General features: G+C 72.6%; 24 protein-coding genes, 1 other RNA gene and 2 pseudogenes. 13 read left to right on the forward strand and 14 right to left on the reverse strand.

From position 1 onward, the window contains the following. Nucleotides 1–57 precede the first annotated feature (57 nt). The 3 genes from AB0G52_RS17495 (at nt 58) to AB0G52_RS17505 (ending at nt 1237) form a co-directional block, all read left to right on the forward strand. The gene (locus AB0G52_RS17495) at nt 58–330 is read left to right on the forward strand and encodes a type II toxin-antitoxin system Phd/YefM family antitoxin (RefSeq protein WP_361337185.1); all 273 of its coding nucleotides are present in this window, start codon (nt 58–60) and stop codon (nt 328–330) included. Next, the gene (locus tag AB0G52_RS17500) at nt 327–584 is read left to right on the forward strand and encodes a Txe/YoeB family addiction module toxin (RefSeq protein ID WP_093503681.1); all 258 of its coding nucleotides are present in this window, start codon (nt 327–329) and stop codon (nt 582–584) included. The genes AB0G52_RS17495 and AB0G52_RS17500 overlap by 4 nt, the downstream gene beginning before the upstream one ends. A 287-nt stretch (nt 585–871) precedes the next feature. Further along, nucleotides 872–1237, forward strand: coding sequence for a hypothetical protein (locus AB0G52_RS17505; RefSeq protein WP_361337186.1), 366 nt, complete (start codon nt 872–874; stop codon nt 1235–1237). An 18-nt stretch (nt 1238–1255) separates the two neighbouring features. On the opposite strand, the pseudogene AB0G52_RS17510 reads toward AB0G52_RS17505, so the two are convergent. Continuing rightward, nucleotides 1256–2765 (reverse strand): annotated as a pseudogene (locus AB0G52_RS17510) (DNA/RNA helicase domain-containing protein). Between the two features lie 251 nt (nt 2766–3016). Beyond that, on the reverse strand, nt 3017–3736 hold the full coding sequence (locus AB0G52_RS17515) for a type 1 glutamine amidotransferase (RefSeq protein ID WP_361337187.1): 720 nt from the start codon (nt 3734–3736) through the stop codon (nt 3017–3019). A 52-nt stretch (nt 3737–3788) separates the two neighbouring features. On the opposite strand from AB0G52_RS17515, the gene AB0G52_RS17520 reads away from it, so the two are divergent. Continuing rightward, complete coding sequence (locus AB0G52_RS17520; protein ID WP_361337188.1) at nt 3789–4403, forward strand: hypothetical protein; 615 nt, start codon at nt 3789–3791, stop codon at nt 4401–4403. A 27-nt stretch (nt 4404–4430) separates the two neighbouring features. Here AB0G52_RS17520 and rnpB read toward each other — a convergent pair. From rnpB to AB0G52_RS17540, 4 genes are all read right to left on the reverse strand, one after another. Continuing rightward, an RNA gene (gene rnpB / locus AB0G52_RS17525) (RNase P RNA component class A) lies at nt 4431–4834 on the reverse strand. Between the two features lie 18 nt (nt 4835–4852). Further along, entirely contained in the window at nt 4853–5830 is a 978-nt protein-coding gene (locus AB0G52_RS17530; RefSeq protein ID WP_132886492.1) for a DMT family transporter, read from the reverse strand. Nucleotides 5831–5846: 16 nt separating this feature from the next. Next, a complete protein-coding gene (locus AB0G52_RS17535; protein WP_361337189.1) occupies nt 5847–6677 on the reverse strand; it encodes an AraC family transcriptional regulator in 831 nt (276 codons plus the stop codon). Between the two features lie 79 nt (nt 6678–6756). Beyond that, a complete protein-coding gene (locus AB0G52_RS17540) occupies nt 6757–7380 on the reverse strand; it encodes a TetR family transcriptional regulator (RefSeq protein ID WP_361337190.1) in 624 nt (207 codons plus the stop codon). A 49-nt stretch (nt 7381–7429) separates the two neighbouring features. Here AB0G52_RS17540 and AB0G52_RS17545 point away from each other — a divergent pair, with 49 nt between their 5' ends. After that, nucleotides 7430–9007 (forward strand): FAD-dependent monooxygenase, encoded by a 1578-nt coding sequence (locus AB0G52_RS17545; RefSeq protein ID WP_361337191.1) that lies wholly within the window; start codon nt 7430–7432, stop codon nt 9005–9007. A 15-nt stretch (nt 9008–9022) separates the two neighbouring features. Here the strand turns inward: AB0G52_RS17545 and AB0G52_RS17550 are convergent, their stop codons facing one another. Continuing rightward, on the reverse strand, nt 9023–10459 hold the full coding sequence (locus tag AB0G52_RS17550; RefSeq protein WP_361337192.1) for an RNB domain-containing ribonuclease: 1437 nt from the start codon (nt 10457–10459) through the stop codon (nt 9023–9025). 89 nt (nt 10460–10548) lie between these two features. Between AB0G52_RS17550 and yaaA the strand changes: the two genes are divergently transcribed. Together yaaA and AB0G52_RS17560 are read left to right on the forward strand one after the other, a co-directional pair. Next, entirely contained in the window at nt 10549–11331 is a 783-nt protein-coding gene (gene yaaA / locus AB0G52_RS17555; RefSeq protein ID WP_361337193.1) for a peroxide stress protein YaaA, read from the forward strand. A gap of 72 nt (nt 11332–11403) precedes the next feature. Beyond that, nucleotides 11404–12051, forward strand: a complete 648-nt coding sequence (locus AB0G52_RS17560; protein WP_361337268.1) for a bifunctional 4-hydroxy-2-oxoglutarate aldolase/2-dehydro-3-deoxy-phosphogluconate aldolase — start codon at nt 11404–11406, stop codon at nt 12049–12051. Here the strand turns inward: AB0G52_RS17560 and AB0G52_RS17565 are convergent. From AB0G52_RS17565 to AB0G52_RS17575, 3 genes are read right to left on the reverse strand one after another with little or no spacing between them, the layout of a single operon-like run. Then, nucleotides 12023–13405: a bifunctional RNase H/acid phosphatase gene (locus tag AB0G52_RS17565; protein WP_361337194.1), complete on the reverse strand. Its 1383-nt coding sequence runs from the start codon at nt 13403–13405 to the stop codon at nt 12023–12025. The two genes, AB0G52_RS17560 and AB0G52_RS17565, sit on opposite strands and share 29 nt — an antisense overlap. Nucleotides 13406–13441: 36 nt before the next feature. Next, nucleotides 13442–14185 carry a C4-type zinc ribbon domain-containing protein gene (locus AB0G52_RS17570; protein WP_132887026.1) on the reverse strand — a complete coding sequence of 248 codons (744 nt, stop codon included), beginning with the start codon at nt 14183–14185 and terminating at the stop codon, nt 13442–13444. Further along, nucleotides 14182–15021, reverse strand: coding sequence for a Nif3-like dinuclear metal center hexameric protein (locus tag AB0G52_RS17575; protein ID WP_132886498.1), 840 nt, complete (start codon nt 15019–15021; stop codon nt 14182–14184). Before AB0G52_RS17575 ends, AB0G52_RS17570 begins: the two co-directional genes overlap by 4 nt. Nucleotides 15022–15208: 187 nt before the next feature. Here AB0G52_RS17575 and AB0G52_RS17580 point away from each other — a divergent pair. Both AB0G52_RS17580 and AB0G52_RS17585 read left to right on the forward strand, forming a co-directional pair. After that, nucleotides 15209–16228, forward strand: a pseudogene (locus AB0G52_RS17580) (hypothetical protein); the annotation flags it as partial. 843 nt (nt 16229–17071) lie between these two features. Beyond that, entirely contained in the window at nt 17072–17224 is a 153-nt protein-coding gene (locus AB0G52_RS17585) for a hypothetical protein (RefSeq protein WP_165939233.1), read from the forward strand. A gap of 61 nt (nt 17225–17285) precedes the next feature. Here AB0G52_RS17585 and AB0G52_RS17590 read toward each other — a convergent pair whose 3' ends face one another. The 3 genes from AB0G52_RS17590 to AB0G52_RS17600 are packed head-to-tail and all read right to left on the reverse strand — an operon-like array spanning nt 17286 to nt 20234. Beyond that, nucleotides 17286–18233 (reverse strand): 3-oxoacyl-ACP reductase, encoded by a 948-nt coding sequence (locus AB0G52_RS17590; RefSeq protein WP_361337195.1) that lies wholly within the window; start codon nt 18231–18233, stop codon nt 17286–17288. An 11-nt stretch (nt 18234–18244) separates the two neighbouring features. Then, nucleotides 18245–19321 carry a Zn-dependent alcohol dehydrogenase gene (locus AB0G52_RS17595; protein WP_361337196.1) on the reverse strand — a complete coding sequence of 359 codons (1077 nt, stop codon included), beginning with the start codon at nt 19319–19321 and terminating at the stop codon, nt 18245–18247. A gap of 55 nt (nt 19322–19376) precedes the next feature. After that, nucleotides 19377–20234, reverse strand: coding sequence for a MaoC/PaaZ C-terminal domain-containing protein (locus tag AB0G52_RS17600; protein ID WP_132886501.1), 858 nt, complete (start codon nt 20232–20234; stop codon nt 19377–19379). Between the two features lie 260 nt (nt 20235–20494). Here AB0G52_RS17600 and AB0G52_RS17605 point away from each other — a divergent pair, with 260 nt between their 5' ends. The 3 genes from AB0G52_RS17605 to AB0G52_RS17615 are packed head-to-tail and all read left to right on the forward strand — an operon-like array spanning nt 20495 to nt 23430. After that, on the forward strand, nt 20495–21424 hold the full coding sequence (locus tag AB0G52_RS17605; protein WP_361337197.1) for an ABC transporter ATP-binding protein: 930 nt from the start codon (nt 20495–20497) through the stop codon (nt 21422–21424). Further along, the gene (locus tag AB0G52_RS17610; RefSeq protein WP_132886503.1) at nt 21424–22140 is read left to right on the forward strand and encodes an ABC transporter permease; all 717 of its coding nucleotides are present in this window, start codon (nt 21424–21426) and stop codon (nt 22138–22140) included. The genes AB0G52_RS17605 and AB0G52_RS17610 overlap by 1 nt, the downstream gene beginning before the upstream one ends. Nucleotides 22141–22155: 15 nt before the next feature. Continuing rightward, entirely contained in the window at nt 22156–23430 is a 1275-nt protein-coding gene (locus AB0G52_RS17615; protein ID WP_361337198.1) for a sensor histidine kinase, read from the forward strand. On the opposite strand, the gene AB0G52_RS17620 is transcribed toward AB0G52_RS17615, so the two are convergent. Beyond that, nucleotides 23408–24976, reverse strand: coding sequence for an arabinofuranosidase catalytic domain-containing protein (locus AB0G52_RS17620; RefSeq protein WP_132886505.1), 1569 nt, complete (start codon nt 24974–24976; stop codon nt 23408–23410). The two genes, AB0G52_RS17615 and AB0G52_RS17620, sit on opposite strands and share 23 nt — an antisense overlap. A 260-nt stretch (nt 24977–25236) precedes the next feature. On the opposite strand from AB0G52_RS17620, the gene AB0G52_RS17625 reads away from it, so the two are divergent. Next, nucleotides 25237–25869 carry a response regulator transcription factor gene (locus AB0G52_RS17625; RefSeq protein ID WP_132887027.1) on the forward strand — a complete coding sequence of 211 codons (633 nt, stop codon included), beginning with the start codon at nt 25237–25239 and terminating at the stop codon, nt 25867–25869. Nucleotides 25870–25913 lie beyond the last annotated feature (44 nt).

Genomic DNA, 25913 nt, shown 5'->3' on the forward strand with positions numbered 1-25913 from the left:
AATCTCGTACCAGTGTGGTACCGTTTTTCAGTACCGTCAGGAGAGGGGTGCCAGCAGATGACCATAAGCGCCAGCGAGGCCCGCAAGGAGCTCTTCCCCCTCATCAAGCGCGTCAACGACGACCACACCCCCGTGCGCATCAGCTCCAAGAGCGGCGACGCGGTTCTGATGTCCGCCGAGGACTACGACTCCTGGCAGGAGACCGTCTACCTGCTGCGCTCTCCCGCCAACGCGCGCAGCCTCATGGAAGCCGTCGCACGGGACAGGGCCGGCGAGGCCGTGGTCACCAGGACGGTGGCAGAGCTGGAAGAACTGGCGGGTGACGGGTGAGGAGCGTCCACTTCGACCCGGCCGCATGGGAGGACTTCCTGTTCTGGCTCGGCTCGGACCGCGCCATGGCCCGCAGGATCACCCGGCTGATCGGCGAGATCCAGCGCACCCCCTTCACCGGCATCGGCAAGCCGGAACCCCTGAAGGGTGACCTGTCGGGCTACTGGTCACGCCGGATCGACGACGAGCACCGGCTCGTGTACCGGGTGGACGAGAAGGAAGTCAAGATCCTCAAGGCCCGCTACCACTACTGAGGCCACCGCTCCCTGTCCGAGTCCGGGAACGTACCGACCGAAGGTCACCCGCTCACTGTCCCGGCGGCCCCGTACAGGCACAACGCCGAGTCGCTTACGGCTACTTCTTCACAGCGGCGCGACGGCCTCGGGTTACAGCCTGAGGACGCCAGCCACGGAGGTCGTCGTCCCTTGACCCACGAGGGTATCTTCCGCCAGGAAGCCGAGGTTCTGTTACTCGTTCCGCGAAGGGGTCAGTGGTGAGACCCTTCATCCCGACACAGGTGGCAGATCAGGGGGCACGACGGATGCCGAGCGAAGCAGAGAACCGGTTCCACGGCGACATGCGCAGGGGCGCCGAACGTCTCAAGCGGGAAATCGGCTACAACCCCACGCGGTTCGTACAGATGCTGGGTGAGCTGGGCGGTGTCGGGGCCGCCAAGCAGCTCCTGCGCGGCGGCAATGCCTCGGACGGCTTCACCACGCTGTGGGAAGCCGGTCGCCTCGAACTGAGCGTCGAGGCGTTCGTCCTCCTGCCGTGGTATCGGCACCTCTTCGAAGACCATCACTTGGACACGGCTCGGTACCGGCTGAGCGAGCACGGATTCGACGTCGACCGCTTTCTGCGCGAAACCCAACGGAATCCACCCGTCTGGGTTCCTGACGCCGTCTGAACGCACGCGACCGTCCCGTCAGGCCGGCACGGCTTCCCGCGCCGGCCCACCCGTGAGCTGCCGCAGTTTCTGCCGTGTCTCCGAGTCCGTGGAGTACACGATCGTGCCGACCATGCCGCGGATCAGCAACACCTTGTACGTGTTACGGATCAGGCGGTCCACATCAGTGTCAGGAGTGGACTTCTTGAAGACCGGATCCTTCGATGCCGTCCGATCCGCGATCCAGCGGTCGCCGCGCCAGACCAGGTCCGGGCCGATGATCACGCCGGACCAGTCGTACTCGAAGCCCTGGGCGGTGTAGACGCAGCCGACCTGGCCGAAGCCCGCCGGGTCGGTGGCCCACAGGGCGGCCGGGGGTGCGCCCGAGACGGAGCGGTCGCCGCGCAGGTTCCAGGGGCGGGCCCAGTCGCCGATGACGACGTCGGGTGGAAGCGGGTCGCCGGGCCTGGGTTCCGGGGACCAGCGCCAGCAGTAGCCCGCGGACATACGGGCGCCGTAACCCTGGCTCCGACGAGCTTCGAGGAACGCTTCCATCTCCTGCGGGCTGTCGGCGACGAGCAACTGCATGCGGTCGTCGGGTTCCCATACGACCGGTCCGCCCGGCTCCAGGCCAAGGAGGCGGACCACCCAGCGCACGTAGGCGTCACTGCCGCCGCAGCGGAACTGGCTGTCCAGCGGAACGACGCTGCAGTTGAAGAGCGATCACGCTCTTGCCAGTGCCGGGGCCGCCCGTGACGATGACGACCTCCTTGCGATCGGCGTGCTTCGCCTTCTCCACCGCGTTGAGCACCATGCGGTAGGCGACCTGTTGCTCGTCGAGGAGCACGAACTGGGTGCGGTCCCGCACCTCCTCAGCGGCCACGGACATAAGCTGCTTGGACGGCACGGTGGCACCTGCCGTGAGTTCGTCCGCCGCGCGAGCCCCCGGATACTTGTCGCTCAACCTCGTACGAAGGTGGTCGAGGAAGGCGCCACGGCGTTCCGCGGTGAAGAGCAGGCCGTTGTCATCGCGCTCGATCTCCCGCAGACCGGTCACACCGAACTCGGTGGGGTTGTGCAGATAGGCCACTCCGGCCACCCGGTGGCTGTGTTCGGCTACCGCCCCGCTGAAGTTGACCAGGTGTTCGCAGTAGCGGCGCACCTGCTCCATGGGATTGAGGACCGGATGCGCATAGGCGTCGACATGGCAGAGGGTGGGGTCGTCCTCATGGAGAAGCGCCTGACTCCACTGCTTCAGCTCCACCACGACGTACGACGGCTCTGCCGTGACCGGGTGCACTCCGGCCAGCACGACGTCCGCACGCTTGCTGTTCAGCGGGAGCGCGTACTCGAGCATGACCTCGACGTCGCCCAAGCCTGCGTCGTTCAGCGCGGCGGCCAGGACAGGGATGCTGCGCTCCCATGACCTCACCTCCGAGGCACCGGGCCGGTAGCCGTGCATGTGGACGAAATTGTCGGTCAGGTGCAGGAACAGCGAACCGTCGAGTGCCATGACGGCGACCGTTTTCGCGGACGCACGGAACAGCAAGGACTTCCCCCAGGCAGCACGAAGAGACTCGTGCGGGTGGGGGCATGTCCTTCGAGACTCCACCGGGGCGGAGCGGAAGCCCGTCGGGCCTCGTTGACGATGCGTTGAGGCTACCTGGAGGTTCTGACCGTCGTACCGGTGATCGCAAGGATGGCGGCGCTGCGCCGGTCCTCACCTGCCCGTGCTCGTGGCGACCGCGTGGTGGTCGCGGTCAGTCCCCGCCTGCTGTGAGCCGAGCGGCAGGATGCGCTTCAGCCCGGCTGGCTGACGCCGCCACCTCTGGCATACGCGGCGAACCGCAGCGCCACCTCTCGCCATACCCGGGCAGCGGCCGCATCCTCCCGCACCGCCGCCCGCCGCAGTTCCTCCCGGTCCACCCCATGTCGCTCGGCCCGGCCCTCCGGCCACTGCGCGATACGCTCCGGTCCGGCCTCCGGGTGGAACTGCACACCCCAGGCCCCGTCACCGACCCGGAACGCCTGGTAGGGGCACAGTTCGCTGCTGGCCAGCCAGTGTGCCCCCGGAGGCAGCCGTACGATGGCGTCCACGTGGTTCTCGATCGCGGTAGGTCGCTCCGACAGCCCTTGGAACAAGGGGTCCCCGGCCGCCTCCGCGCGCAGCGTCAGCACGGTGCTGCCGAACTCCGGTTCGCCGTACCCGCCCGCCACCTCTCCCCCCGCCACCTGCGCGAGCATCTGCGCCCCGAGGCAGATCCCGAACACCGGGACCCGCCTGTCCAACGCCTGCCTCAGCAAAGCCCGTGCATCCGCGAGCCACGGGGCCGTCTCGTCGTCGTCAGGAAGGTAGGGCCCACCCAGCACGATCAGCGCCTGCTGCTCCAGCCGCCCGGGCATCACCTCCCCCGCATACCCCCGCACCACCTCCACCCCGACCCCGCCTTCGGGAAGCCATTCGGCCCACCGCCCGGGCCCTCCCTCCTCGGCGTTCTGCACCACCAGCGCCGTCGCCATGTCTGCCCCAACTCCCGGTCGCGTCCCACCTGTTGTCACCCACGATGCACCGATGCAGTCTGGACGGATGGACAGCGAGACGCTGCTCGTCAACGTGGTGACCCTGCTCCTGTCGATGACCGCGATCGGCGTGACCCTCCTGCTCACCCTGCGCCAGATCCGCCTGATGAACAACTCCAACCAACTCCCCCTTGTCCTAGACTTGTTCAGGGAGTGGCGGTCAGCCGAGTTCGTCCACAGCGAAGAGCGATTATGGGCGAACCTCACCTCGGGAGAAGGTGCCGACCAGGGCATCAGCGGTCTCGAACAGCCCATCCGCGACGACGTCTACCACGTGTGCGCCTTCTACCAGATGCTCGCCTACCTGGTGGCGTTCCGCGTCGTCGACGAGGACCTGGTCTTCCTCGCCACCCATTACCGGATCCTGCGCACCTGGGAGACCGTGCGCCCGTACGCCCTGGCGGAACGCCACATACGCGGCGACCCTTACGCCTACCTCAACTTCTTCGAGGACCTGGCCGCGCTGACCCGCGCCAAGTCCAGCCAGGAGGTCTACCACACGGCCCGCAGACGCGCCTACGGGCGTGGCAGGGCCCCGGCGCGGCCGTTTCGGACGAGTCGCGGGCCGGTCACAGGTCGCGCCGGCTCCGTCGGCGAACAGCCTTGATCTCTGAGCCGTGGCAACAGAGAGCGGCAGACGAGTCGGGCTGTACGCCGGGTTCTGTTCCCCGGTTCCCTCGCGGGAGCCGGGGCGACGGCCATCCATCTAGGGCCGGCGTTGCCGCCGGCCTCGTGCGGTCTACCCGGGGGCTCGGGCGGGCAGCCCTCGAACGTCCCCGCAGAGCGCCTTTCACCGCGCTCCTCTTGACCTTGCTCCGGGTGGGGTTTACCTAGCTGCCCAGGTCGCCCTGGGCACTGGTGGTCTCTTACACCACCGTTTCACCCTTACCGAGGGTCGAGACCCCCGGCGGTTTGCTTTCTGTGGCACTGTCCCGCGAGTCGCCTCGGGTGGCCGTTAGCCACCACCCTGCCCTGTGGAGCCCGGACGTTCCTCGGGAAGCCCCCTGAGGGACTTCACGCGGCCGTCCGCCCGGCTCGTCTGCCGTGTCGGCCATGTTACCGGGCTCGGGCCTCCCCTCGTTCCGGGCGAGGGTCCGGACCGCCTCGGCGGAACAGCCGGCGGGTGGCGGCCCCGCCCTCGGGCCCGGTCGGCAACGGCCCCGCGGCTCCCCGAGGTGCCGAGGCCAGCGTGGCGAGCACGGAGCCCGTCAGGATCAGCGCGAAGGACGCGGCGATCGTCAGGGTGAAGCTCTCGCCGAGGAACAGCGCTCCCGCCGCCACCGCCACCGCCGGGTTGACGTACGTGATCACCGTGGAGCGGGTCGGGCCGATCTCCTTGATGAGTTCCAGGAAGGCGACGAAGGCCACCGCCGTGCACAGGACGCCCAGGGCCAGCAGGGACAGGAGCGCGTTCGTGGAGGGCATCGAGGTGGGCCAGGTGGCCGCCGCCGCGGGAGCGTAGACCAGGGCCGCCAGGGTCAGGCAGGGGGCTATCAGTTGCAGGGTCGGGACGTCCTTCAGGCGGCGGGCCGCGATCAGGGGCGCGGTCGCGTAGCCGATCACCGTGAGCAGCACCTCGCCGAGCGAGCGGGCGTCGCCGCCGGTCAGGTGGGGGACGGTCAGGACTCCCACGCCCGCCAGGCCGATCAGGAGGCCCGCGATCCGGCGGGCGCCCAGGTGCTCGTGCTCGCCGCCGAAGTACCGCGCCGCCACCACGCCCACGATCGGCACGCCCGCGATCAGCAGGCCCGCCGTCGAACTGGAGAGGTGGCGTTCCGCGTCGGTGAGGGTGAACCACGGGCCCATGATCTCTATGCAGGCGAAGGCCAGCATCGGGCCCCAGTGGGTGCGCAGGGTGGCCGCCAGCCCGCCCTGGCGGATCGCCAGCGGCAGGAGCAGCAGCGCTCCCACCGCGCACCGCGCGAACACCACCGTCGACGGGGACACCTCGTCCACCGCCACCTTGATCATCAGATAGGGGATGCCCCAGACCACTCCCATCAGGGAGAACAACATCCAGCCGCGTGCAGTCATGCGGCAAGCATCGGCCTCAGGCCCGGGCCGCGTCTTGAACGCTGTTGCGGTACGCCGCCGGGGTCACCCCCAGCACCCTGCGGAACCAGCGGGTCAGGTGGGCCTGGTCGGCGAAGCCCACCAGGGTCGCCACCTCCGCGGGGCGCAGTCCCGCCTCCAGCAGTCCACGCGCCCGGTCCACGCGGTGCTGGGCCAGCCAGGCGTACGGCGGGACGCCCATCGTCGTACGGAAGGCCCTCAGGAGCTGGTAGCGGGAGAGGCCGAGGTCGGCGGCCAGGTCGGCGAGGGAGGGCGGGGCCGTGAGTTCGTCGGCCAGCCGGTCGCGGACCAGGAGGGCGATCCCGGCGGCGCCGGGCACGTGGTCCGGTGCCGGGCGGGCCGTCGAGTGGCGGTGGGACAGGGCCGTCAGCAGCCAGGGGAGGCGGGACTCGGCCTCCAGGGGGTCGGGGCAGGCGGAGAGAGCCGTGTGGGCGTGCCGGAAGGCCGCGGCCAGTTCCGGGTCGTTCACCACGGCGTCGCGGAAGTGCGGGGTGCCGAGGGTCAGGGTGCCGTCCGACAGCAGCGACGGGGCCGCGTACAGGGCGCGGTAGGCGTAGCCGTCGGTCTGCGTGGCCGGCCCGCCGGTGTGCATCTCGCCGGGGGCCAGTACGACGATCGAGCCGGGGCCGGTGCTGATGCGGCCACCCCGGTAGGCGATCACCTCGGAGCCGCCGACGCAGACTCCTATCGAGAACTCGGCGTGCGTGTGCGGGGCGTACACGTGTTTGTCGAACCGCGCCGTCAGCATGTCGAGCGCCGGTCCGCAGCGGCCCAGTCTCGCCCTCGTCCACCGTGCCTGTTCGGCCACCTGGCCACCCCCCTCGCGTCAACAGTGCAACGTCCCCGGCCCCCGTTTCCATGCCGCTCGCCGGGGCCGCGGGGAGAAGTCACGCGCCGGGGAACATCCGCTCCAGGCCGTCGAACGCCGCCGCCATCCGCGCCCGGTGGTCCGCCGCGACCTCCTCGTACGGCACCCCCGCGAGCTCGTCCCGTACGGAGACCACGCACACCGTGCGGTAGGCGGCGACGAACACGGCCGCCGTCAGGTCCGGATCGGCCACGCCGGCCTCGGCGAGGGCTCCGGCCAGCGCCCGCTCCACCTCCTCCGCGCCCTCCCGGGCCCGGGACAGCAGCGCGGAGGAGTCGGCGACGACGAACCAGAAGCCCGCGAAACCCTCCCCCACGCCGCCCAGCGGGTGCCCCGCGTCGATGAACCGGAAGGCCAGGCGGCGCAGGGCGGCGAGCGGGGACTCGCCGGGGGCGCGGTCCCGGACCGCCCCGGCGAAGGCCGCGACCGCCTCCGGGATGCGGTCCAGGAACAGGTCCTCCTTGCGGGGGAAGTAGTTGAAGACCGTCATCGCCGAGACGCCCGCCGCCCGTGCGACCTCGGCGACGGTCACCCGGTCGAAGCCGTGCTCCCGGAACATCACCGTCGCGACGTTCGAGATCCGCTGCCGCGTCTCCCGCTTCTTGCGCTCCCGCAGGGACTCGCCTGGCCTGTTCTCATCCATCACAAGAAAACTATAGCCGCTCGAAACTTTTAGTGACTACAGTGAAGCCATGACGATGACGACAGAACCCAAAAGCGACCACGACTACGACCTCGTGGTGGTCGGCGGCGGACCCGTCGGCCTCTTCCTCGCCGGCGAGCTGCGCCTCGGCGGTGCGAGCGTGCTGGTCGTGGAGCGGCTGGCCGAGGTGGACGAGACCATCAAGGCGGGCGGGATCAACACGGCGGGCGCGGTGGCGCTCTACCGGCGGGGGATGCTGCCCGACCTCGCCGCCGCCTGGGAGAGGAACCGGTGGCGGGTGCGGGCCTTCCTCGGGGACCAGAAGCGGGAGCAGGGCGCCGACGCGCCCCGAACTCCCCCGAAGTTCGCCGGGCACTTCGCCGGGATCATGATGCGCGGCGACCTGTTCGACCCCACCGACCCGGCGTTCGCCGACATCGGCCCCGCCGACGGCGTCGGGCTCGGCGTGCCGCAGGTGGAGCTGGAGCGGATCCTGGGCGCCCGCGCCGAACGGCTCGGGGTCGAGGTGCGCCGGGGCGCGGAGCTGACCGGCTTCGATGCCGACGAGGGCGGCGTCGTCGTCCACCTCGCCGACGGGGCACGGATCACGGCCGGGTGGCTGGTGGGGTGCGACGGCGGGCGCAGTACCGTCCGCAAGCTCGCCGGGTTCGGCTTCCCGGGCACGGAACCGGAGATCACCGGCTATCAGGCGGTCGTGGAGATGACCGGGGGCGAGCGGCTCGGGACGGGGTGGAACACGACGGACGTGGGGACGTACGTCAACGGGCCCTTCCCCGGCCGGATCCTCACCGTCGAGTTCGACGGGCCGCCCGCCGACCGGTCGGCGCCCGTCACCGCCGAGGAGCTCCAGGCCGCCCTGCGCCGGGTGTCGGGGGTGGAGGAGGTGACCGTCCACAAGGTGCTCACCTCGACCCGGTTCACGGACAACGCCCGGCAGGCGAGCACCTACCGCGAGGGCCGGGTGCTGCTCGCCGGGGACGCGGCGCACGTGCACTCGCCGTTCGGCGGGCAGGGGCTCAACCTCGGGCTCGGCGACGCCATGAACCTGGGCTGGAAGCTCGCCGCCGTGGTGCGCGGGTCGGCCCCCGACTCGCTCCTCGACAGCTACACCGCCGAACGGCACCCCGTCGGCGCCTGGGTGCTGGACTGGACCCGCGCCCAGATCGCCGCGATGCGTCCCGACCGGCACGCCCGCGCCCTGCGCCGGGTGGTCACCGACCTGGCGCTGACGACGACCGGGACGACGTACCTCGTCAAGCAGATCTCCGGCGTCTGGCAGCACTACGACCTGCCCGGCGACCACCCGCTCACCGGCCAGAGCGCCCCGGACCTGGAGCTCTCCGACGGCACCCGGCTCGGCGACCACCTGCACCACGGCCGCGCCCTGCTCCTCGACCTCGCCGACGACCCCACGCTGCGCACCCTCGCGCAGGGGTACGCCGACCGGGTCGACGTGCTGACCGTCGCCTGCCCCGCGCGTCCGGGGCTGACCGGTCTGCTGGTACGGCCCGACGGTTTCGTCGCCTGGGCCGCGGACGAGGACCACCAAGGGGACGGCGGCGCCGGCCTCAAGGACGCCCTCACCCGCTGGTTCGTCGCCGCCTGACCCTCGTACGGCAGCTCACGCGGGGGCGAACCGTACCTTCGTCGTCCCCGGGTCGGCCTCCGTCAGCCGCACCGGCAGCCGCTCGCCCAGCGGGAGAGGAGCGGGGGCCTCGATCCGGCCTATGACGGCGGGCTGCTGCAACAGCACCTTGCCCACGGTCGGCCGGTGCGGCTCGACCTCCACCACGCAGCCGTCGAAGACCTCCCCGACCCGGTCCTTGAGCAGGGCGGCCTCGACGATGTCGACGCACTCCCGCTCGACCGTGCCGGCGCGCCGCGCCCCTTCGGCCATCTGCTTGGGGAGCGTGTCCAGCGCCATCAGGACCCAGTCGGGCGGCTCCTCGCCGGCGGCCGCCGCCAGGCACAGTTCCGAGGCGTAGCGGTCGGCCAGCCGGCGCAGAGGTGCGGTGCAGTGGGCGTAGGGGGCGGCGACGGCCGCGTGGGTGGTGTTCGAGGGGAGGACACCGCCTTGGAAGACGGTGTAACCGGCGCCGCGCAGCAGCGTGGTGCACTCCTGGAGGAAGGCCGCGTGGCGGGGGCGGCGCGGGTTCAGGGAGCGGATCAGCGCGGCGTACGAGACGTGGTGCGGCCACTCGATGCGCAGCGCGTGCGCGGTACGGCGCAGGCGGGCCACCGCGCCGTCGGGGGCGGTCGGGAGGGTGCGCAGCACGCCGGTGCCGTAGGCCAGCATCAGGTCGGCCGCGGCCATGCCGGTGAGCAGGGAGACCTGGGCGTTCCAGGCGTCGGCGGGCAGCGGGGCGCGGTAGGTCAGCTCGTAGGTGTGGTCGTACTCGACGATCTCCTGCTCCGGCACGTTGAGTGAGATGCCGCCGCGCGCCACCTCCAGGCGTTCGCGGGCCTCGCCGATCTCCCTGAGCAGGGCGACGGGCTCCTCCGCGGTCCCCTCGTCGATCCGCTGCTGCACGCCCGCGTAGTCGAGCTTGGCCCGGCTGCGGACCAGGGCCCGGCGGACGTCGGCGGTCACCGTCCGGCCCTCCCCGTCCAGGTCGATGGTCCAGAGCACGGCCGGGGTGGGCCGCCCGGGTAGCAGGCTGGCCGCGCCCTCGCTCAGCACGGGCGGGTGCAGGGGGACCTTCTCGTCCGGGAAGTAGAGGGTGTTGACGCGGTGGTGCGCCTCGGAGTCCAGGGCGCCGCCGGGTACGACGAAGGCGGCGACGTCGGCGATGGCGTACCGGACGCGGTAGCCGCCGTCGTGCCGGGAGAGGTGCATCGCCTGGTCCAGATCGTTCGCGGTGGGCGGGTCGACCGTGAAGAAGGGGATGTCCGTCGCGTCGTGGCCGGGCACGGCCGGGAACCTCGCGGTGCTCTCGGCCTCCGCGAGGACCTCGGACCGGAAGGTCTCGGGGACGCCGAGGTCGGTCCTGAGCGCGGCGAGCGCGGCCCGGAGGGGAGCCTCGGGGGCACCCTTGACACGGATGTGGCGGCTGGGCATAGGACGAGCGTAGTCACATCGCACCGCTCCGGCGCCTTACGCTGGCGCGAAGCGTTGATGAGGAACATCGTTGGTGATGAGGAGTATTCGTGCTGGTCCTGCTGCCGCCCTCGGAAGGCAAGGCGTCCTCGGGTCGTGGCGCCCCGCTGAAGCCGGAGTCGCTGTCCCTGCCGGGGCTGGCGGCGGCGCGCGAGGCGGTGCTCGCGGAGCTGGTCGACCTGTGCGCCGGTGACGAGGAGAAGGCGCGCGAGGTGCTCGGGCTGAGCGAGGGGCTGCGTGGCGAGGTCGCGAAGAACGCGGCGCTGCGGACGGCGGGCGCGCGGCCGGCCGGGGAGATCTACACCGGGGTGCTGTACGACGCCCTCGACCTGGCGTCCCTGGACCCGGCCGCGAAGCGGCGGGCGGCGCGGTCGCTGCTGGTGTTCTCGGGGTTGTGGGGCGCGGTCCGGGTGACCGACCGGATCCCTTCCTACCGCTGCTCGATGGGGGTGCGGCTGCCGGGACTCGGGGCGCTGGGCACGTACTGGCGCGGGCCCATGGCAGAGGTGCTGCCGGAGGCGGCCGGGTCGGGGCTGGTGCTGGACCTGCGGTCGGCGGCGTACGCGGCCGCGTGGAAGCCGAAGGGCGAGGTGGCCGGGCGGACGGCGACCGTGCGGGTGCTGCACGCGCCGACCCGGAAGGTGGTCAGCCACTTCAACAAGGCGACGAAGGGGCGCATGGTGCGGAGCCTGCTGGCCGCGGGGATCGCGCCGGCCGGTCCGGCCGAGCTGGTGGAGGCGCTGCGGGAGCTGGGGTACGAGGTGGAGGCGGAGGCGCCCGCGAAGGCGGGGCAGCCGTGGGCGCTGGACGTGCTGGTGACCGAGGTTCACTGAGGCCCGTACGCCCCGTACGTCGCATTGCAACATACGCAATGCCCTTTGCGCACCCTGCATCGCGTCGGCAGGATGTTCGCCATGCCCACCTCCGTGCTGGACCTCGCGCCCGTCGTGCCCGTCGTCGTGATCGAGGACGCCGCCGACGCGGTGCCGCTGGCGCGGGCGCTGGTGGCCGGCGGGCTGCCCGCGATCGAGGTGACGCTGCGGACGCCTGCCGCGCTCGACGCCATCCGGGAGATCGCCGGCGCGGTGCCGGACGCGGTGGTCGGTGCGGGTACGGTCCTGACGCCCGCGCAGGTGACGGAGTGCGTCGGGGCCGGAGCTCGGTTCCTGGTCAGCCCGGGGTGGACGGACGGGTTGCTGACGGCGATGGCCGCGTCCGGGGTGCCGTACCTGCCGGGGGTGTCGACCGTCTCCGAGGTCGTGGCGCTCCTGGAGCGCGGGGTGCGGGAGATGAAGTTCTTCCCGGCGCAGGCCGCCGGCGGCACGGCGTACCTGAAGTCCCTCGCCGGTCCGCTGCCCCAGGCCCGGTTCTGCCCGACGGGAGGGATCGGGCCGGACAACGCGCCCGACTACCTCGCCCTCCCGAACGTCGGCTGCGTCGGCGGCACCTGGATGATCCCCGCGGATGCCGTGGCCGCCCGGGACTGGGCCCGCGTCGAGTCGCTGGCGCGGGCCGCCGCGAACCTCAGGGACGCAGGTGGGACGTGTCGTTGAAGAGCCGTACGCTCGCGTTGCCGTCCGCGTAGTACGCCACCGCCGACAGCGAGGCCGCCGACAGTTCCATGCGGAACAGGGACTGGAGCGGGGCGCCGAGGGCGAGTTGCACGAACGTCTTGATCGGGGTGACGTGGGTGACGAGCAGGACGGTGCGGCCCGCGTAGGCCGCGATGAGCCGGTCCCTGGTGGCCGCGATCCGGGTGGCCGTCTCGGCGAAGCTCTCACCGCCGCCGGTGGGGTGCGCCTCCGGGTCGGCGAGCCAGGCGGTGAGGTCGTCCGGGTGGCGTTCGCGGACCTCGCCGAAGGTGAGGCCCTCCCAGGCGCCGAAGTCGGTCTCCTTGAGCCCCTCGTCGATCGTGACGTCGAGACCGAGGCGGTCGGCGACGGCGGCGGCCGTCTGCCGGGTGCGGGTGAGGGGCGAGGCGAGGATCGCCTCGATCGTGCCGCGCCGGGCGAGGGCCTCGCCGACCCGGCGGGCCTGGTCCAGGCCGACCTCGGAGAGGGCGGGGTCGGTGCCGCCGCTGCCGGAGAAGCGTTTCTGGGGGGTGAGGGGGGTCTCGCCGTGGCGGAGCAGGACGAAGGTGGCGGGGGCGCCCATGTCGGCCGGGGCCCAGCCGGAGGCCGGCCGAGGCGCCGTCGCGACATTGCGCGCGGCGCGGGTGTCGGCCTGGGGTGCGTCGGCGGGGGGTGAGTCGGCGGTCGGTGCGTCGGCGGTCGCCACCGTGCCGGTGAGCGGGGGCTGGTCGAGCCCGCGCGGCGGAGCCGCGGACGTCCCGGCCGCGCGCCCCCGTCGGGGCGCTGCCAGGGCCGCGCGTACCTGCGCGGCACCCGCCACCGCGTCCCCGGTCACCCGCGGCCGCTCGGGTGCGCCCGCCGCAGGGGGCGTTGGGGTTCTGGTGTCCAGGTCGGCGGTCGACGTCGAGGCCGACCACTGTTCCCCGCGCTTGCCCGCGTCCATCGCCTCGTTCGCCAGGCGGTCGGCGTGCTTGTTCTCGGCCCTCGGGATCCACTCGTAGGTGACCCGGTCCGGCGGGAACACCCGGGACGCCTCCGTGGCCAGGGGCTTCATGTCGGGGTGCTTGATCTTCCAGCGGCCGGACATCTGCTCGACGACCAGCTTGGAGTCCATGCGGACGTGGACGGCGGCGTCCGGGTCCAGGGCGCGGGCCGCGCGCAGGCCCGCCAGCAGGCCGCGGTACTCGGCGACGTTGTTGGTGACGACGCCGAGGTATTCGGCCGCCTCCGCCAGCGTCTCGCCGGTCGCCGCGTCGATGACCACGGCGCCGTAGCCGGCGGGCCCCGGGTTGCCCCGGGAGCCGCCGTCCGCCTCGACGATGAACTCCCTCGCCACGTAAGCCCCTTCAGCCCCTCAAGTCCCCCAGGTGTTCTACAGGCCCGACTCGGCCGTGCGCACCAGGATGCGGCGGCAGTTCTCGCAGCGGACCACCGTGTCGGGGGCGGCCGCGCGGATCTCGTTCAGTTCGGTGATGGCGAGCTCCTGGCGGCAGCCCTGGCAGCTGCGCGCGTACAGCTTGGCCGCGCCGATGCCGCCCTGCTGCTCGCGCAGCTTGTCGTAGAGCTTGAGCAGGTCCGCGGGGACGGCCGCGGCGATGACCTCGCGCTCCTTGGTGACCGTCGCCGCCTCGGCGTCGATCTCCTCGGCCGCGGCGTCCCGCTTGGCGCTCGCCTCGTCGATGCGGCCCTGCACCGCGCCGACCCGCTCGGACAGCTCCGCGACCCGCTCCTGCACGGACTCGCGGCGCTCCATCACCTCCAGGACGACGTCCTCCAGATCGCCCTGGCGCTTGGCGAGGGAGACGATCTCCTTCTGGAGGTTCTCCAGGTCCTTGGGCGAGGTGACCGCGCCGGAGTCCAGGCGCTGCTGGTCGCGGGCGGCGCGCTGACGCACCTGGTCCACGTCCTGCTCGGCCTTGGTCTGCTCACGGGCGGTGTCGCTCTCCTCGGTCTGCGCGGCGACCAGCAGGTCGCGCAGCTGCGTGAGGTCCTTGGTCAGCGACTCGATCTCGGCGTGCTCGGGCAGCGACTTCCGCTTGTGCGCCAGCTGCTGGAGGCGTACGTCCAGGGCCTGGACGTCGAGGAGTCGGATCTGGTCGGCGGGCGCTGCGTTCAGTTGGGGGCTCCAAGGGACGGTGAGTGGCTGGTCCAGGGGTCGGTGACCGTCCTGGAGACGTGCACGCGCAGGTCCCAGCCGTGGCGGTCGGAGATCTCGTCGAGCTGGGCCGCGGCCAGCTCGCACCAGGGCCATTCGGTGGCCCAGTGCGCCGCGTCGAGCAGCGCGAGGGGGCTGTGGGCGACCGCTTCCGACGCCGGGTGGTGGCGCAGGTCCGCGGTGAGGAAGGCGTCGACCCCGGCGGCGCGTACGACGTCGAAGAGGCTGTCGCCGGAGCCGCCGCTGACGGCGACCGTGCGCACCGGGGCCTCGGGGTCGCCGGCGACGCGGATGCCCTGTGCGGTGGCGGGGAGCCGGGCCGCGGCGCGGTCCGCCAGCTCCCGGACGGTGACCGGGTGGTCCAGCTCGCAGACGCGGCCGAGGCCCCGGCGGCCCTCCGGGTCGGTGGGGTCCGGCACGAGGGGTCGTACGACCCGCAGGTCCAGGGCGCCCGCGAGCGCGTCGGAGACGCCCGGGTCGGCGGTGTCGGCGTTGGTGTGGGCGACGTGCAGCGCGATGTCGTTCTTGATGAGGGTGTGCACGACCCGGCCCTTGAAGTGGCTCGCCGCGACCGTCGTCGTACCGCGCAGGTAGAGCGGGTGGTGGGTGACCAGCAGGTCGGCGCCGAGCTTCACCGCCTCGTCGACGACGTCGCGCACCGGGTCGACGGCGAACAGGACCCGGGTGACCTCCTGGCCGGGGTCGCCCACGACCGTGCCGACGGCGTCCCAGGACTCGGCCCGCTCGGGGGGCCACAGGGTCTCCAGGGCGGTGATGACTTCAGACAGACGGGGCACGGGGAAAGGCTACCTGCCTGTTCCGCGGGGATGTACCTGCTCGCCCACGGGAGACGACCGGCAGCACATCCGTCCCCGTTTCCTCAGGCGAATCGTCCCGCGTGCACCCGTATGTGTGAAGCGGTGGGGCGCCGGTCCCCCGCCTGTGCGTGCGAAAACTAGCTTCGTGGCCGGAGGTGACCGAGCGATGACGGCCTGTGCGATCGAACCCTCGGCTGCGGGCGAGGACGACAGCGCGCCGGTGGCGGGCTGCACCATCACGGTGGACGGGGCGTACGCGGCCCGGCTGGCCCAGCAGGATGGTTCCTGCTTCCCGGAGCGCTGGACACTGGACGGCCCCGAGCCGTACGCCGTACCGCTGCCCGGCAACCAGCCGGAGGAGCCGGACACGGAGGTGCAGCCGCTGCGCGACGGGCGGGTGCTGATCCGCCGGCTGGTGGACGGCAGGCACCACTTCGCCCTGCTGTACCCGACCGGCCCGGGCACCGGCGAGCTGCCGCTGGGCGCGGTGGAGTGCCCGGACGAGGGGACGTCGCTGCGGCTGCTGCCGCCCGCGCCGGGCGGCACCCGGGCGTACGGTCTGGCCGCCGGGCCGCGGTCCGCCACCGTGTGGCTGGTGGCGGGCGGGGCCTTCGGGCCCGAGCCGCTCGCGGTGGTGCCGGGGCGCTGTTCGGGCGGGGTCTGGCTGGACCGGGGCGGGCGGATGCTGGCGCTCGACCGGGAGCTGGGCGGCCGGACCAAGGCGGTCGTGGTCGACCTGGAGCGGGGCGGCGAGGTGTCGCCGCTGTTGCAGATCGCGCCGGACAGCGACGACCGGCTGCTGCTCGCCGATCCGGACAGCGGGCTGATCCTGGTCGGCTCGGACGCGCCCTGTCCCGGGCAGGAGCGGTTGGGCTGGGGTGTCCTCGGCAGCACCCTGCCGGTGCGCTTCCCGGAGAGCCTGCGGGTGCCGGGGGTGCCGGACTGCACGGTGACGCCGTTCGCGATCCAGCCGGGGCAGGTGCTGACGCCGGAGAGCTGCGGGGTGGCGCTGTGGATCGAGGGTCCGCTGGGCGGCTGGGTGGGGGCCTGGCGGCCCGGGGACCGGCGGATGTGCCATCTCACGGCGCCGGAGGGGTGGCTGACCGGCGCGGGGCTGTGGACGCGGGACGGGGTCCTGCGGCTGCCGTACAGCACGGGGGAGGCCCCGTGCGGGGTGGCGGCGGTGGTGGTGCCCTGGGGGGAGACGGGGGGTTCCGGGGGTCTGGGGAGCTTGGGGGGCTTGAGGGGCCCGGGGGACGCGGAGAGGACGGGGGGCTTCGCGGGGGTCGGGGGGTCGGGGGAGCACGGGGGGCCGGGGGACGCGGGGGGCGCCGGAGACGTGGAGGAGGTCGGAGGGCCCAGGGGGTCGGGAGGCGCGGGCGGCGTGGAGGAGGTCGGAGGGCCCAGGGGGTCGGCGGACGCGGGGGGCGCGGGCCCGGGGTGCCCGATTCGGGTCGGCGGGGCTGCCGGGGCGCCGGACGCGCCCGGAGGGCCCGGTGCGTACGGGCTGCCGGGTGCGTTCGGAGAGTCCGGTGAGTCCGGAGCGCCCGGTGCCTCCGAAGGGCCCGGCGCGTACGGGCCGCCGGGCGCCTCCGGGCGGGTCGGTGCGTACGGGGGCACGGATACCTCCGGGGCGCCGGGTGCCGCCGGGCAGTTGGTGGAGTCGGCGGAGTCGGAGCCTCTGGTGCCTGTCGGGAGTCCCCCGGTGCCTGCCGTGGCCCGGCCGGTGCCGTTGCAACAGGCGCCGTTGGGTGGGCCGTTGCGGCCGGTGTCGGCGGGGCGTCCGGTGGAGCCGGTGTCGGGGGAACGGCCGGTGCGGTGGGTGCGGCTGGAGCGGCGGTTTCAACCGCCTTCGGCGGGGCAGACGTTGGAGCGGAGCTCCCTGGAGCTGCCGTTGCGGCAGGGGCCGCCGGAGCCGGTTGTAACAAACTAGCTGCGGTCGGCGTGCCCGCCTGGATCCGCCCCGGGCCGGTCCGGATAAAATCTCCGCGCTGTAAGAAAGATCATGTTGACGGGGTGAATTCTTCCGATGAGCGACGCCAGCACGTCCCAGCAGCTGTCCGCCGGCCTTGAGGAGACGGACGGTCACGGGAAGCACCGTGGTCACGTCTCGGCCCAGGACAGCGAGTCGGCTCCGAGCGGCCGGCACCGCAAGCAGGAGCCGGCCGAGTCGGCGGCCTGACGGTACCGACGGCAGCGGCCCCGCCCCCTCACCGGGGGCGGGGCCGCTGTCGTACCCGGTCCTACCGGCGCTTCAGTGCCAGCACCTCCGCCGCCGCGAAGGTCTCCCCCGGCGGCCGGTCCGCGTAGTGCGGGGTGAGCAGGGCGTCGAGTTCGGCGTAGTCGAAGGCGTCCTGCTTGCTGTCGAACTTCGCCTGGACGCGGGGCCGTTCGACGATCGCGACCATGCCGCCGTGGACCACCAGCAGTTGCCCGTTGATCCGTTCGGCGGCCGGTGCGGCCAGGTAGCCGACGAGCGGGGCGACGTGCTCCGGGGCGAGCGGGTCGAGGCCCTCGGCGGGCTGCCCGAACCCGGCGAAGACGTCCTCGGTCATCCGGGTGCGGGCGCGCGGGCAGATCACGTTGGCGGTCACGCCGTACTTGGCGAGGGCGAGGGCGGTGGAGGTGGTCAGGCCGACGATCCCGCCTTTTGCGGCCGCGTAGTTGGGCTGCCCGGCGGATCCCGCGAGGAAGGCCTCGGATGAGGTGTTGACGATCCGGCCGTACACCGTGCCGCCGGCCGCCGCCTTGGCCCGGTCCCGCCAGTGCGCGGCGGCGAAGCGGGTGGTGTTGAAGTGGCCCTTGAGGTGGACCCGGATCACCGAGTCCCACTCGTCCTCGCTCATCGAGAAGACCATGCGGTCGCGCAGGATGCCGGCGTTGTTGACGAGGATGTCCAGCTTTCCGTAGGTGGTTGTCGCGAGGGTGACAAGGTCTCGCGCCTGCGAGAAGTCCCCCACGTCCCCGGTGTGGGCGACCGCCTCGCCACCGGCCGCGCGGATCTCCTCCACGACCTGCTCGGCGGGCCCCGCGGAGGCCGCCCCCGAACCGTCCCGGCCCGGCTGCCCGAAGTCGTTGACGACGACGGCCGCGCCCAGCCGGGCTAGTTCGAGCGCCTCCGCGCGGCCGAGTCCGCGGCCCGCGCCGGTGACGATCGCGCTGAGCCCTTCCAGGGGCCTGTCCTGCGCCATGCCGCGGCCTCTCAGATCTCGATGCAGGTACGCAGGGCGGTGCCGGTGCGCATCTGGTCCAGCGCCTCGTTGATCTCCGCCAGCGGCACCCGGTGGGTGATCAGGCCCGCCAGGTCGATGCGGCCGGCCCGCCACAGGGCGATCGTGCGCTCGTAGGAGCGGACCACGTCACCGCCGCCGTACATCGACGGCAGGATGCGCTTCTCGTCGAAGAACAGCTCGAACATGTTGAGCTGGAGGAAGTCGTCCATGGCGCCCGCGCCGACGACGACCAGGGTGCCGCCGCGCCGGGTGTTCTCGTACGCCGTGCGCGCCGTCGCGGACCTGCCGACGACCTCGAAGACGTAGTCGAAACCCTCGCCCGCGGTGACCTCCTGCTTGGCGCCGGGCAGTTCGTCCGGGGAGACGGCCCTGGTCGCCCCGAACCCGAGCGCCGACTCGCGCCGCGACGCGACCGGGTCGACGGCGACGATCTCGGCCGCGCCCTTGAGCCGCGCGCCCTGGATCGCCGAGATGCCGACGCCCCCGCACCCGATCACGGCGACCGACGAACCGGCTTCCACGTCGGCGGTGTTGAGGGCCGCGCCGAGCCCGGTGGTCACCCCGCAGCCGATCAGCGCGGCGATGTCGAAGGGCACGTCGTCCGGGATCGGCACCGCGCACCCGGCGTCGACCACGACCTCCTCCGCGAAGGTGCCGGTGCCCGCGAAGCCGAAGACGTCACCGGTGGGGCGTTTGAAGTTCGGGGTGCCGGCGTTCATGAACCCGGCCAGGCACAGCTCGGTCTGCCCGCGCTTGCAGGCGGGACAGGCACCGCAGGCCGGCAGCCAGCAGATCACCACCCGGTCGCCGGGCTTCACCCGGGTGACGCCCTCCCCCACCTCCAGGACCTCGCCCGCGCCCTCGTGGCCCGGCACGAACGGCCCCGGCTGCGGCAGCACCCCGCTCATCGCCGACAGGTCCGAGTGGCACAGCCCCGTGGCGCGCACCCGGATGCGTACCCTGCCGGGCCCGAACCCGGCCGCCTCGACGTCGTCGAGGACCTCCAGTTTGTCCTGGCCGATCTCGTGCAGTACGGCTGCGCGCATGGTGCGGCTCCCCTCACCTGCCTGGTCGGATGCCTTCGCGGTGGTGCCTTCTGGATCAGGAGTGTTCGACGGTCGTGTCGGCCAGGACGGGCGCGTCCGCGCGCTCGGCGGCACCGACGGCGACCCGGACGGTCCCCGGGGTCCGCCACATGCGGATCCGGAGGGTCTCCCCCGGGTACACCACCCCGGCGAACCGTGTCGTGTACGTCCGCACCCGCGACACGTCCCCGTCGAGCAGGGTGTCCACGACGGCCTTGAGGGTCATGCCGTAGGTGCACAGTCCGTGCAGGATGGGCCGGTCGAAGCCGGCGAGCTTGGCGAACTCGGGGTCGGCGTGCAGCGGGTTGTAGTCCCCGGAGAGACGGTAGAGCAGGGCCTGGTCCTCGCGGATCGGCCGCTCCACGGTCCGGTCGGGTTCGCCGGAGGGCGGTTCGGACCGGGTGACGGGGCCGCGGTCGCCGCCCCAGCCGCCCTCCCCCCGTACGAAGATCTGCGCGTCGTTGGTCCACAGCGGGCCGTCGGCGTCCGCGACCTCGGTGCGCATGACGAGGACGGCCGCCTTGCCCTTGTCGTACACGGCGGCGATCCGGCCGGTGGCGGTGGCGGTGCCCGCGGCCGGGATGGGCCGGTGGAGTTCGAGACGCTGGCCGCCGTGCAGCACCCGGGCGAGGTCGACGTCGACGCCGGGCATGGACAGTCCGCTGATCACGCCGGGCGAGCCGGCGCCCGCGACGGTGGCGAAGCTGGGCAGGACGTGCAGCCGGGTCTCCAGGGTGTAGCGGAGTTCGTCGGGGTCGGTGGCGGGGCGGCCCGCGCCGATGCCGAGGTGGTAGAGCTGGACGTCCCGGCGCTCCCAGCGGATCTCCCCGGACCGGGGTTCGGCGGCGAGGGCCTTGGCGGCGTCGATGGGCATACGGCTCCTGAGGTGTCTCAAGACCTCGGCACGGCCGTCCGCACCGTCGGCCGCACCGAGGCCGTCCACGGGGCGTGTTTGTCTAGAACGCGTTCCAGTCCGGCGCCCCTTGTATAGCCCAGGGGCCGAGACTTGTGAAGACACCTGACGGCGTGTCAGCTCACGGCGCCGAGTCACCGGGAAGCCGGGACATTTGTCCTGCCGGAGTCCGTACATGCGCATCTGCCGGACGGGCGGCCCGGGTTCGTAGCTTCGTGTCCATGATGCAGACGCAGAGTGCCGCCGTGTCCTTCGCGGGCGCGGTCAAGACCTTCGGTGCCGTACGGGCCGTGGACGGCGTCGACCTGACCATGGCGCCGGGTGAGACGGTCGCCCTCCTCGGCCGCAACGGCGCGGGCAAGTCGACCACGATCTCGCTGCTGCTCGGCCTCACCGAACCGGACGAGGGCACGGTACGGCTCTTCGGCGCGGCGCCGGAGCGGTCGGTGCGGGCGGGCCGGGTCGGCGCGATGCTCCAGGAGGCGCGGGCCGTACCGCGGGTCACGGTCCGCGAGCTGGTCGGCTTCGTCGCCGGGCGTTATCCGGCGCCGTTGCCGGTGGCGCGGGCCCTGGCGCTGGCCGGGATCGCCGAACTGGCCGACCGGCGCGTGGACCGGCTGTCCGGCGGCCAGGTCCAGCGGGTCCGGTTCGCCGTCGCCCTCGCCGGGAACCCCGCGCTGCTGGTGCTGGACGAGCCGACGGCCGCGCTGGACGTCGAGGCGCGGCACGCGTTCTGGGCGTCGATGCGGGGGCTGGCGCGCCGCGGCCACACGGTGCTGTTCTCCACGCACCACCTGGAGGAGGCGGACCGGTACGCCGACCGCATCCTGGTCATCGACCGCGGCCGGATCGTCGCGGACGGCACCGGCGAGCAGCTCAGGCGTTCGGTGGGCGGCGGTCTGGTCGCCGTGGACCTGGCCGGCCGCCCGGCGGACGGCCTGGAGCGGCTGCCGGGAGTGCGCTCCCTGGAGATCCGCGGCGACCGGGCCCGGCTGCGCACCGACGACCCGGACGCGACGGTGCTCGCGCTGGCCGCGCTCGACGCGATACGGGGGCTGGAGGTCGCGCCGGCCTCGCTGGACGACGCGTTCCTGGCCCTGACGGCGTCCGAGCCCGGGTCCCTCGTCCCGGCCGTGACGGAGGTGCGGTGATGCTGGACTATCTGCGCCTCGAGGTGCGCCGTACCCTGCGGGACGCGGGATTCGTCGTCGGCGGGATCGCGATGCCCGTGCTGATGTATCTGCTGTTCACCAACCTGGGCGCGGACGACGGCAGTTGGAAGACCGGGGCGATGGTGGGGATGGCCGGGTACGGGGCGGTCGGCTCGGCGCTGAACACCGGGGGCGGGGTCGCCGAGGATCGGGCGATCGGATGGCTTCGGCAGCTCGGGGTGACGCCGATGACGCCCCGCCAGGTCGTCGTCGGCCGGGCCCTGACCGGCTCGGTGACGGTGCTGCCGGCGATCACGGCGGTGCTCGCGGCGGGCGGTCTGCTGAACGGTGTACGGCTGGCCGCCTGGCAGTGGGCGGCGGTCGCGGTGCTGCTGTGGCTGGGTTCGCTGCCGTTCACCCTGCTGGGCCTCGGCAACGGCTACCGGCTGACCGGGCAGACCACGGGCGTGGCGAACATGGCCTGCAACCTGGGGCTCGCGGTGCTCGGCGGACTGTGGTTCCCGGTCGCTCTGTTCCCCGCCTGGCTGCGTGCGGTGTCGGCGTACACGCCCACCTACCGCTTCGCCCAGCTGGGCACCTCGGTCGCGGCCGGCCGTGCCCCGGCCCTGTCGGCGGTCGTGGTGCTGGCCTTCTGGCTGCTGGTGTTCGGTTCGTACGCTGTGCTGTCGTACCGCCGGTCCGGCCGGACCGGCTGACCGGGGGAGCGAGAGATGTACTGGACGCGAGGAGTGCGCGGGCGGCTGCGCGAGTGGCGGGCGGCGCGCGGGCGGTGGCGGGCCGACCTGCGGTCCTTCCGGGCCGCGCAGAAGGAGGCGCGCCGGACCGGCGCCGAGCTGCCGGAGCGGCCGGGTCCGCCGCCGACCGCCTTCTCCCTGGTGCCCTGGCTGCTGATGGGGCTGGGCGCGTTCTCCAACCTGTTCCAGGGCAAGACCCCGAATCCGTGGATCGGCGGCCTGGGCCTGCTCGCCTTCAACTCCCTCTACATCTACGTCGCGGCCCGCGCCTTCGTGAAGGAGAAGCGGCAGGCGCCCTCGACGCGGGTGGCGCTGGTCCTGCTGGCCGCGCTCACCTGCGGCCTCGCCGGCGGCTACGGCGGCAACTGGCTGCTGTTCTTCCCCCTCCTCGGCCTGGCGACGGGCGCGGCGCTGCGCGGCGAGCACCTGCGCTGGGCGGGTGCGGCCGTCGCCGTGCTGGGGGGTGCGGTCGCCGCCGGTCACGAGGGCTGGAACGGCCTGAACATCGCCTACGCCACCTGGATCTCGACGATGGTGACGGCGGCGATCCTCAGCCTCTCCGAGGCGGTACGGGAACTGCGCGCCGCTCGCGAGCAGTTGGCGCACCAGGCGGTGGAGAAGGAGCGGCTGCGGTTCTCCCGGGACCTGCACGACCTGCTCGGCCACACCATGTCGGTGATCGTGGTGAAGTCGGAGGCGGCCCGGCGGCTGGCGCCCCGGGACATGGACGCGGCGCTCGCCCAGATCACCGACATCGAGTCGGTGGGCCGGCAGGCGCTCACCGAGATCCGGGAGGCCGTCACCGGCTACCGCCAGGGCAGTCTCGGCACCGAACTCGACCGGGCCCGCTCGGTGTTGGACGCGGCCGGGGTGGAGCCGGTGGCCGTCCGCTCCGGCGCCCCGCTGGCTCCGGCGACCGAGGCGCTGCTGGGCTGGGTGGTGCGCGAGGCGGTCACCAACGTCGTACGGCACTCCGGCGCGACCCGCTGCGAGATCACGGTCGACGGCGGTGCCGAACGGGTCACTCTCACGGTCGCCGACAACGGCACCGGGGCCGCGGGCGCGGGCCCGCGCGCGGAGGGCGTCGGCGGCACCGGCCTGAAGGGGCTGACCGAACGCCTCGCGGCGGCGGGCGGTTCCCTCCGGGCCGGCCCGTCGCCGCGCGGCGGCTTCACGGTCGTCGCGGAACTCCCCACCGAGGCGCAGGAGCCGCTGGTGCCGACGGCCCCTAGGGAGCCCAGGGGGTGCTGACGGCCCAGCTCACGTCGTCGGTCCAGGAGGTGGCGCTGTCCCAGGCGTTGGAGCCGCCGTCGCTCGCTATGTAGAGGTTGTAGTCGTAGTGGCGCAGGTATTTCGCCGGATAGTTGTACGAGGCGAAGGAGGTGCCGGTGCCGCTCCTGCCGGTCGTCGGACAGAACGTGGCGTCCTGTCTGAACTGGCTGGTGCCGTCCATGGGCTGTCGGTAGATCCTGAAGTTGTAGTGGCGCAGGTAGTCGCCGGGGTAGTTGCGGGACTCGAAGGAGACGCAGGCGCTGCCGGCGAGTCCGGGGCGGACGATCCAGGTGGCGTCGTTCCTGTCGAGGGCGGAGCTGGCGGAGGTGATGGCGGACAGCACGCCGGCGTCGTTCTGGTGGCGGACGTAGTCGGCGGTGCAGCAGGACGTGGTCGCCCTCAGCGAGATCTCGGAGGCGGCGCCGAGGGTGCCGGTGGAGCCGGTCGCGCCGCCGTAGCCGACGGAGACGATGTTCGACTGGACGGCGTCGTCGGCGGCGTCGGTCGGGATGCCGGAGGTCATCACGCCCTCGAAGAACGAGCCGATCGAGCCGTTGCTGTTGTCGCCGCCGGTGCCGAGGACGATCGCGCCTTCCTGGTGCATCGGCGAGTAACCGCTGCCGGTGCTGGGCTCACTGCCGGAATACGTGGTGGTGAGACCGCCCGATTGGGCGTTTCCCCATTTCAGTGCGAAATGGTCCTGACCGTTGTTCTTCAGCAACGCGGTGACGAAAGGTATCGCTCCTGTGCCCGTGTCCGACGCGTTCGTGCTGTGGCCGAGGTTCGACTCGAACAGGCCGTTCTCCAGGTCCGCCTGCACCCAGGGGCCGGAGCCGTGGCAGGGCGCGAACCAGCACTCGGTGCCGAAGTTGATGGCATCCATGTGGCCGTTGCCGGTGTCCTTGTTGTTGGTCTCGGCGTTGCCGTAGTCGAAGCAGCAGCTGCCGTTCACATGGGTGCCGGAAGTGACCATGTACATCCCTTCGGCGGCGCCGTTGGTGGCGACACCGGAGGTGGAGTTGTCCCGGTAGCCCATGCCGGCGGAGATCTCCAGGCCGTAGACCTGGTGGCCGCCGACGGTCACCGGCAGCGCGTCCGCCGGCGCCCCGACGTCGGCCGCGCCGGCCCCGCCCGCGCCCTCCACGGTGAGGTCGTTGTGCCTGCTGGACTGGTCGTAGATCCTGGTGACGACGCAGGTGGTACCGGCACAGAAGGAGTTCTGCGCGGCCGCGTCGGCGTAGCCGCCGGCGGTCAGCAGGCCGATGTCGGCCGTGGCGCCGTCCGAGGCGCGCTGCACCTGGTAGAGCGAGCCGCTGTACGACGCGTACAGCGCCCGGACCATGCTGTGCGCGGCCACGCACGGCGTGCCGGCGGCGGCGTAGACGTCGCAGGGCAGCGAACTCGCGGCGGCGGCCTCGGGGGTGCCCGCCCCGACGACGAGCGCGGCGACGGTCGCGAAGGCCGCCAGCACGGACAGGACGGCTCTCTTCAGTCGCCGCGGACCCCGCGCGGCTGGTGGGGACACTGAGAACACGATGCACCTCTTCTTCGGTTCCTCGTAGGGCGGTGCGGGTTCCTGTCCGGTATTCCGAACGACGTTCGATCGACATGCCGAACCTCTTCAGTTGCCGAAATGCCGACCGCTCGCCGACCGTTCAGGGAATTGCAGAGGTGATTGTTTGAGCACGGTCAAGCTCGGTCAAGACCTGCGGAGCGGAACAATGACCATTCTTTAATTGCCGGGTCCGAAGCTAGGCTTGGGCTGTGTACGAGCCTGCGAACGAGATGCCCCGGGACCACCGCCCCGGCACGTCCATCAGGGTGCTGCTCGCCGAGGACCAGGGGATGATGCGCGGGGCGCTCGCCTTACTGCTCGGCATGGAACCGGACATCGAGGTCGTCGCGCAGGTCGCCACGGGGGACGCGATCGTGGACGCGGCGCTGGTCCACCGGCCCGACGTGGCCCTCCTCGACATCGAACTGCCGGTGCGCAGCGGCCTGGACGCGGCGACGGAGCTGCGCGAGCAGGCGCCGGACTGCCGGGTGCTGATCCTGACCACCTTCGGCAGGCCCGGCTACCTGCGCCGGGCGATGGAGGCGGGGGCGGCCGGGTTCCTCGTGAAGGACGGGCCGGTCGAGGAACTGGCCCGGGCCATCCGGCGGGTGCTGACCGGGGAGACCGTGGTCGACCCCGCGCTCGCCGCGGCCGCGCTCAGCGCCGGGCCGAGCCCGCTGACCGCACGCGAGTGCGATGTGCTCAAGGCGTCGGCGGACGGCGCGACCGTCGCCGACGTCGCGGCGAAGCTGCACCTGTCGGAGTCGACGGTCCGCAACTACCTGTCCGCGGCGATCGGCAAGACCGGCACCCGCAACCGCACGGAGGCGGTCCGGGAGGCGAGGCAACAGGGGTGGCTGTGAGCGGGGCCACCTGCCTCGCGCCCCGGCCGCCGCGGGTCGCCGGA

Source organism: Streptomyces sp. NPDC021562, assembly GCF_040640875.1.
GTDB lineage: Bacteria > Actinomycetota > Actinomycetes > Streptomycetales > Streptomycetaceae > Streptomyces.

Coding starts and splice junctions, on each gene's coding strand:
- AB0G52_RS17495 (WP_361337185.1), top strand. CDS start 58: ATGACCATAAGCGCCAGCGAGGCCCGCAAGGAGCTCTTCCCCCTCATC.
- AB0G52_RS17505 (WP_361337186.1), top strand. CDS start 872: ATGCCGAGCGAAGCAGAGAACCGGTTCCACGGCGACATGCGCAGGGGC.
- AB0G52_RS17515 (WP_361337187.1), bottom strand. CDS start 3,736: ATGGCGACGGCGCTGGTGGTGCAGAACGCCGAGGAGGGAGGGCCCGGG.
- AB0G52_RS17520 (WP_361337188.1), top strand. CDS start 3,789: ATGCAGTCTGGACGGATGGACAGCGAGACGCTGCTCGTCAACGTGGTG.
- AB0G52_RS17530 (WP_132886492.1), bottom strand. CDS start 5,830: ATGACTGCACGCGGCTGGATGTTGTTCTCCCTGATGGGAGTGGTCTGG.
- AB0G52_RS17540 (WP_361337190.1), bottom strand. CDS start 7,380: ATGGATGAGAACAGGCCAGGCGAGTCCCTGCGGGAGCGCAAGAAGCGG.
- AB0G52_RS17545 (WP_361337191.1), top strand. CDS start 7,430: ATGACGATGACGACAGAACCCAAAAGCGACCACGACTACGACCTCGTG.
- AB0G52_RS17550 (WP_361337192.1), bottom strand. CDS start 10,459: ATGCCCAGCCGCCACATCCGTGTCAAGGGTGCCCCCGAGGCTCCCCTC.
- AB0G52_RS17560 (WP_361337268.1), top strand. CDS start 11,404: ATGTTCGCCATGCCCACCTCCGTGCTGGACCTCGCGCCCGTCGTGCCC.
- AB0G52_RS17585 (WP_165939233.1), top strand. CDS start 17,072: ATGAGCGACGCCAGCACGTCCCAGCAGCTGTCCGCCGGCCTTGAGGAG.
- AB0G52_RS17590 (WP_361337195.1), bottom strand. CDS start 18,233: ATGGCGCAGGACAGGCCCCTGGAAGGGCTCAGCGCGATCGTCACCGGC.
- AB0G52_RS17595 (WP_361337196.1), bottom strand. CDS start 19,321: ATGCGCGCAGCCGTACTGCACGAGATCGGCCAGGACAAACTGGAGGTC.
- AB0G52_RS17600 (WP_132886501.1), bottom strand. CDS start 20,234: ATGCCCATCGACGCCGCCAAGGCCCTCGCCGCCGAACCCCGGTCCGGG.
- AB0G52_RS17605 (WP_361337197.1), top strand. CDS start 20,495: ATGATGCAGACGCAGAGTGCCGCCGTGTCCTTCGCGGGCGCGGTCAAG.
- AB0G52_RS17610 (WP_132886503.1), top strand. CDS start 21,424: ATGCTGGACTATCTGCGCCTCGAGGTGCGCCGTACCCTGCGGGACGCG.
- AB0G52_RS17615 (WP_361337198.1), top strand. CDS start 22,156: ATGTACTGGACGCGAGGAGTGCGCGGGCGGCTGCGCGAGTGGCGGGCG.
- AB0G52_RS17625 (WP_132887027.1), top strand. CDS start 25,237: ATGCCCCGGGACCACCGCCCCGGCACGTCCATCAGGGTGCTGCTCGCC.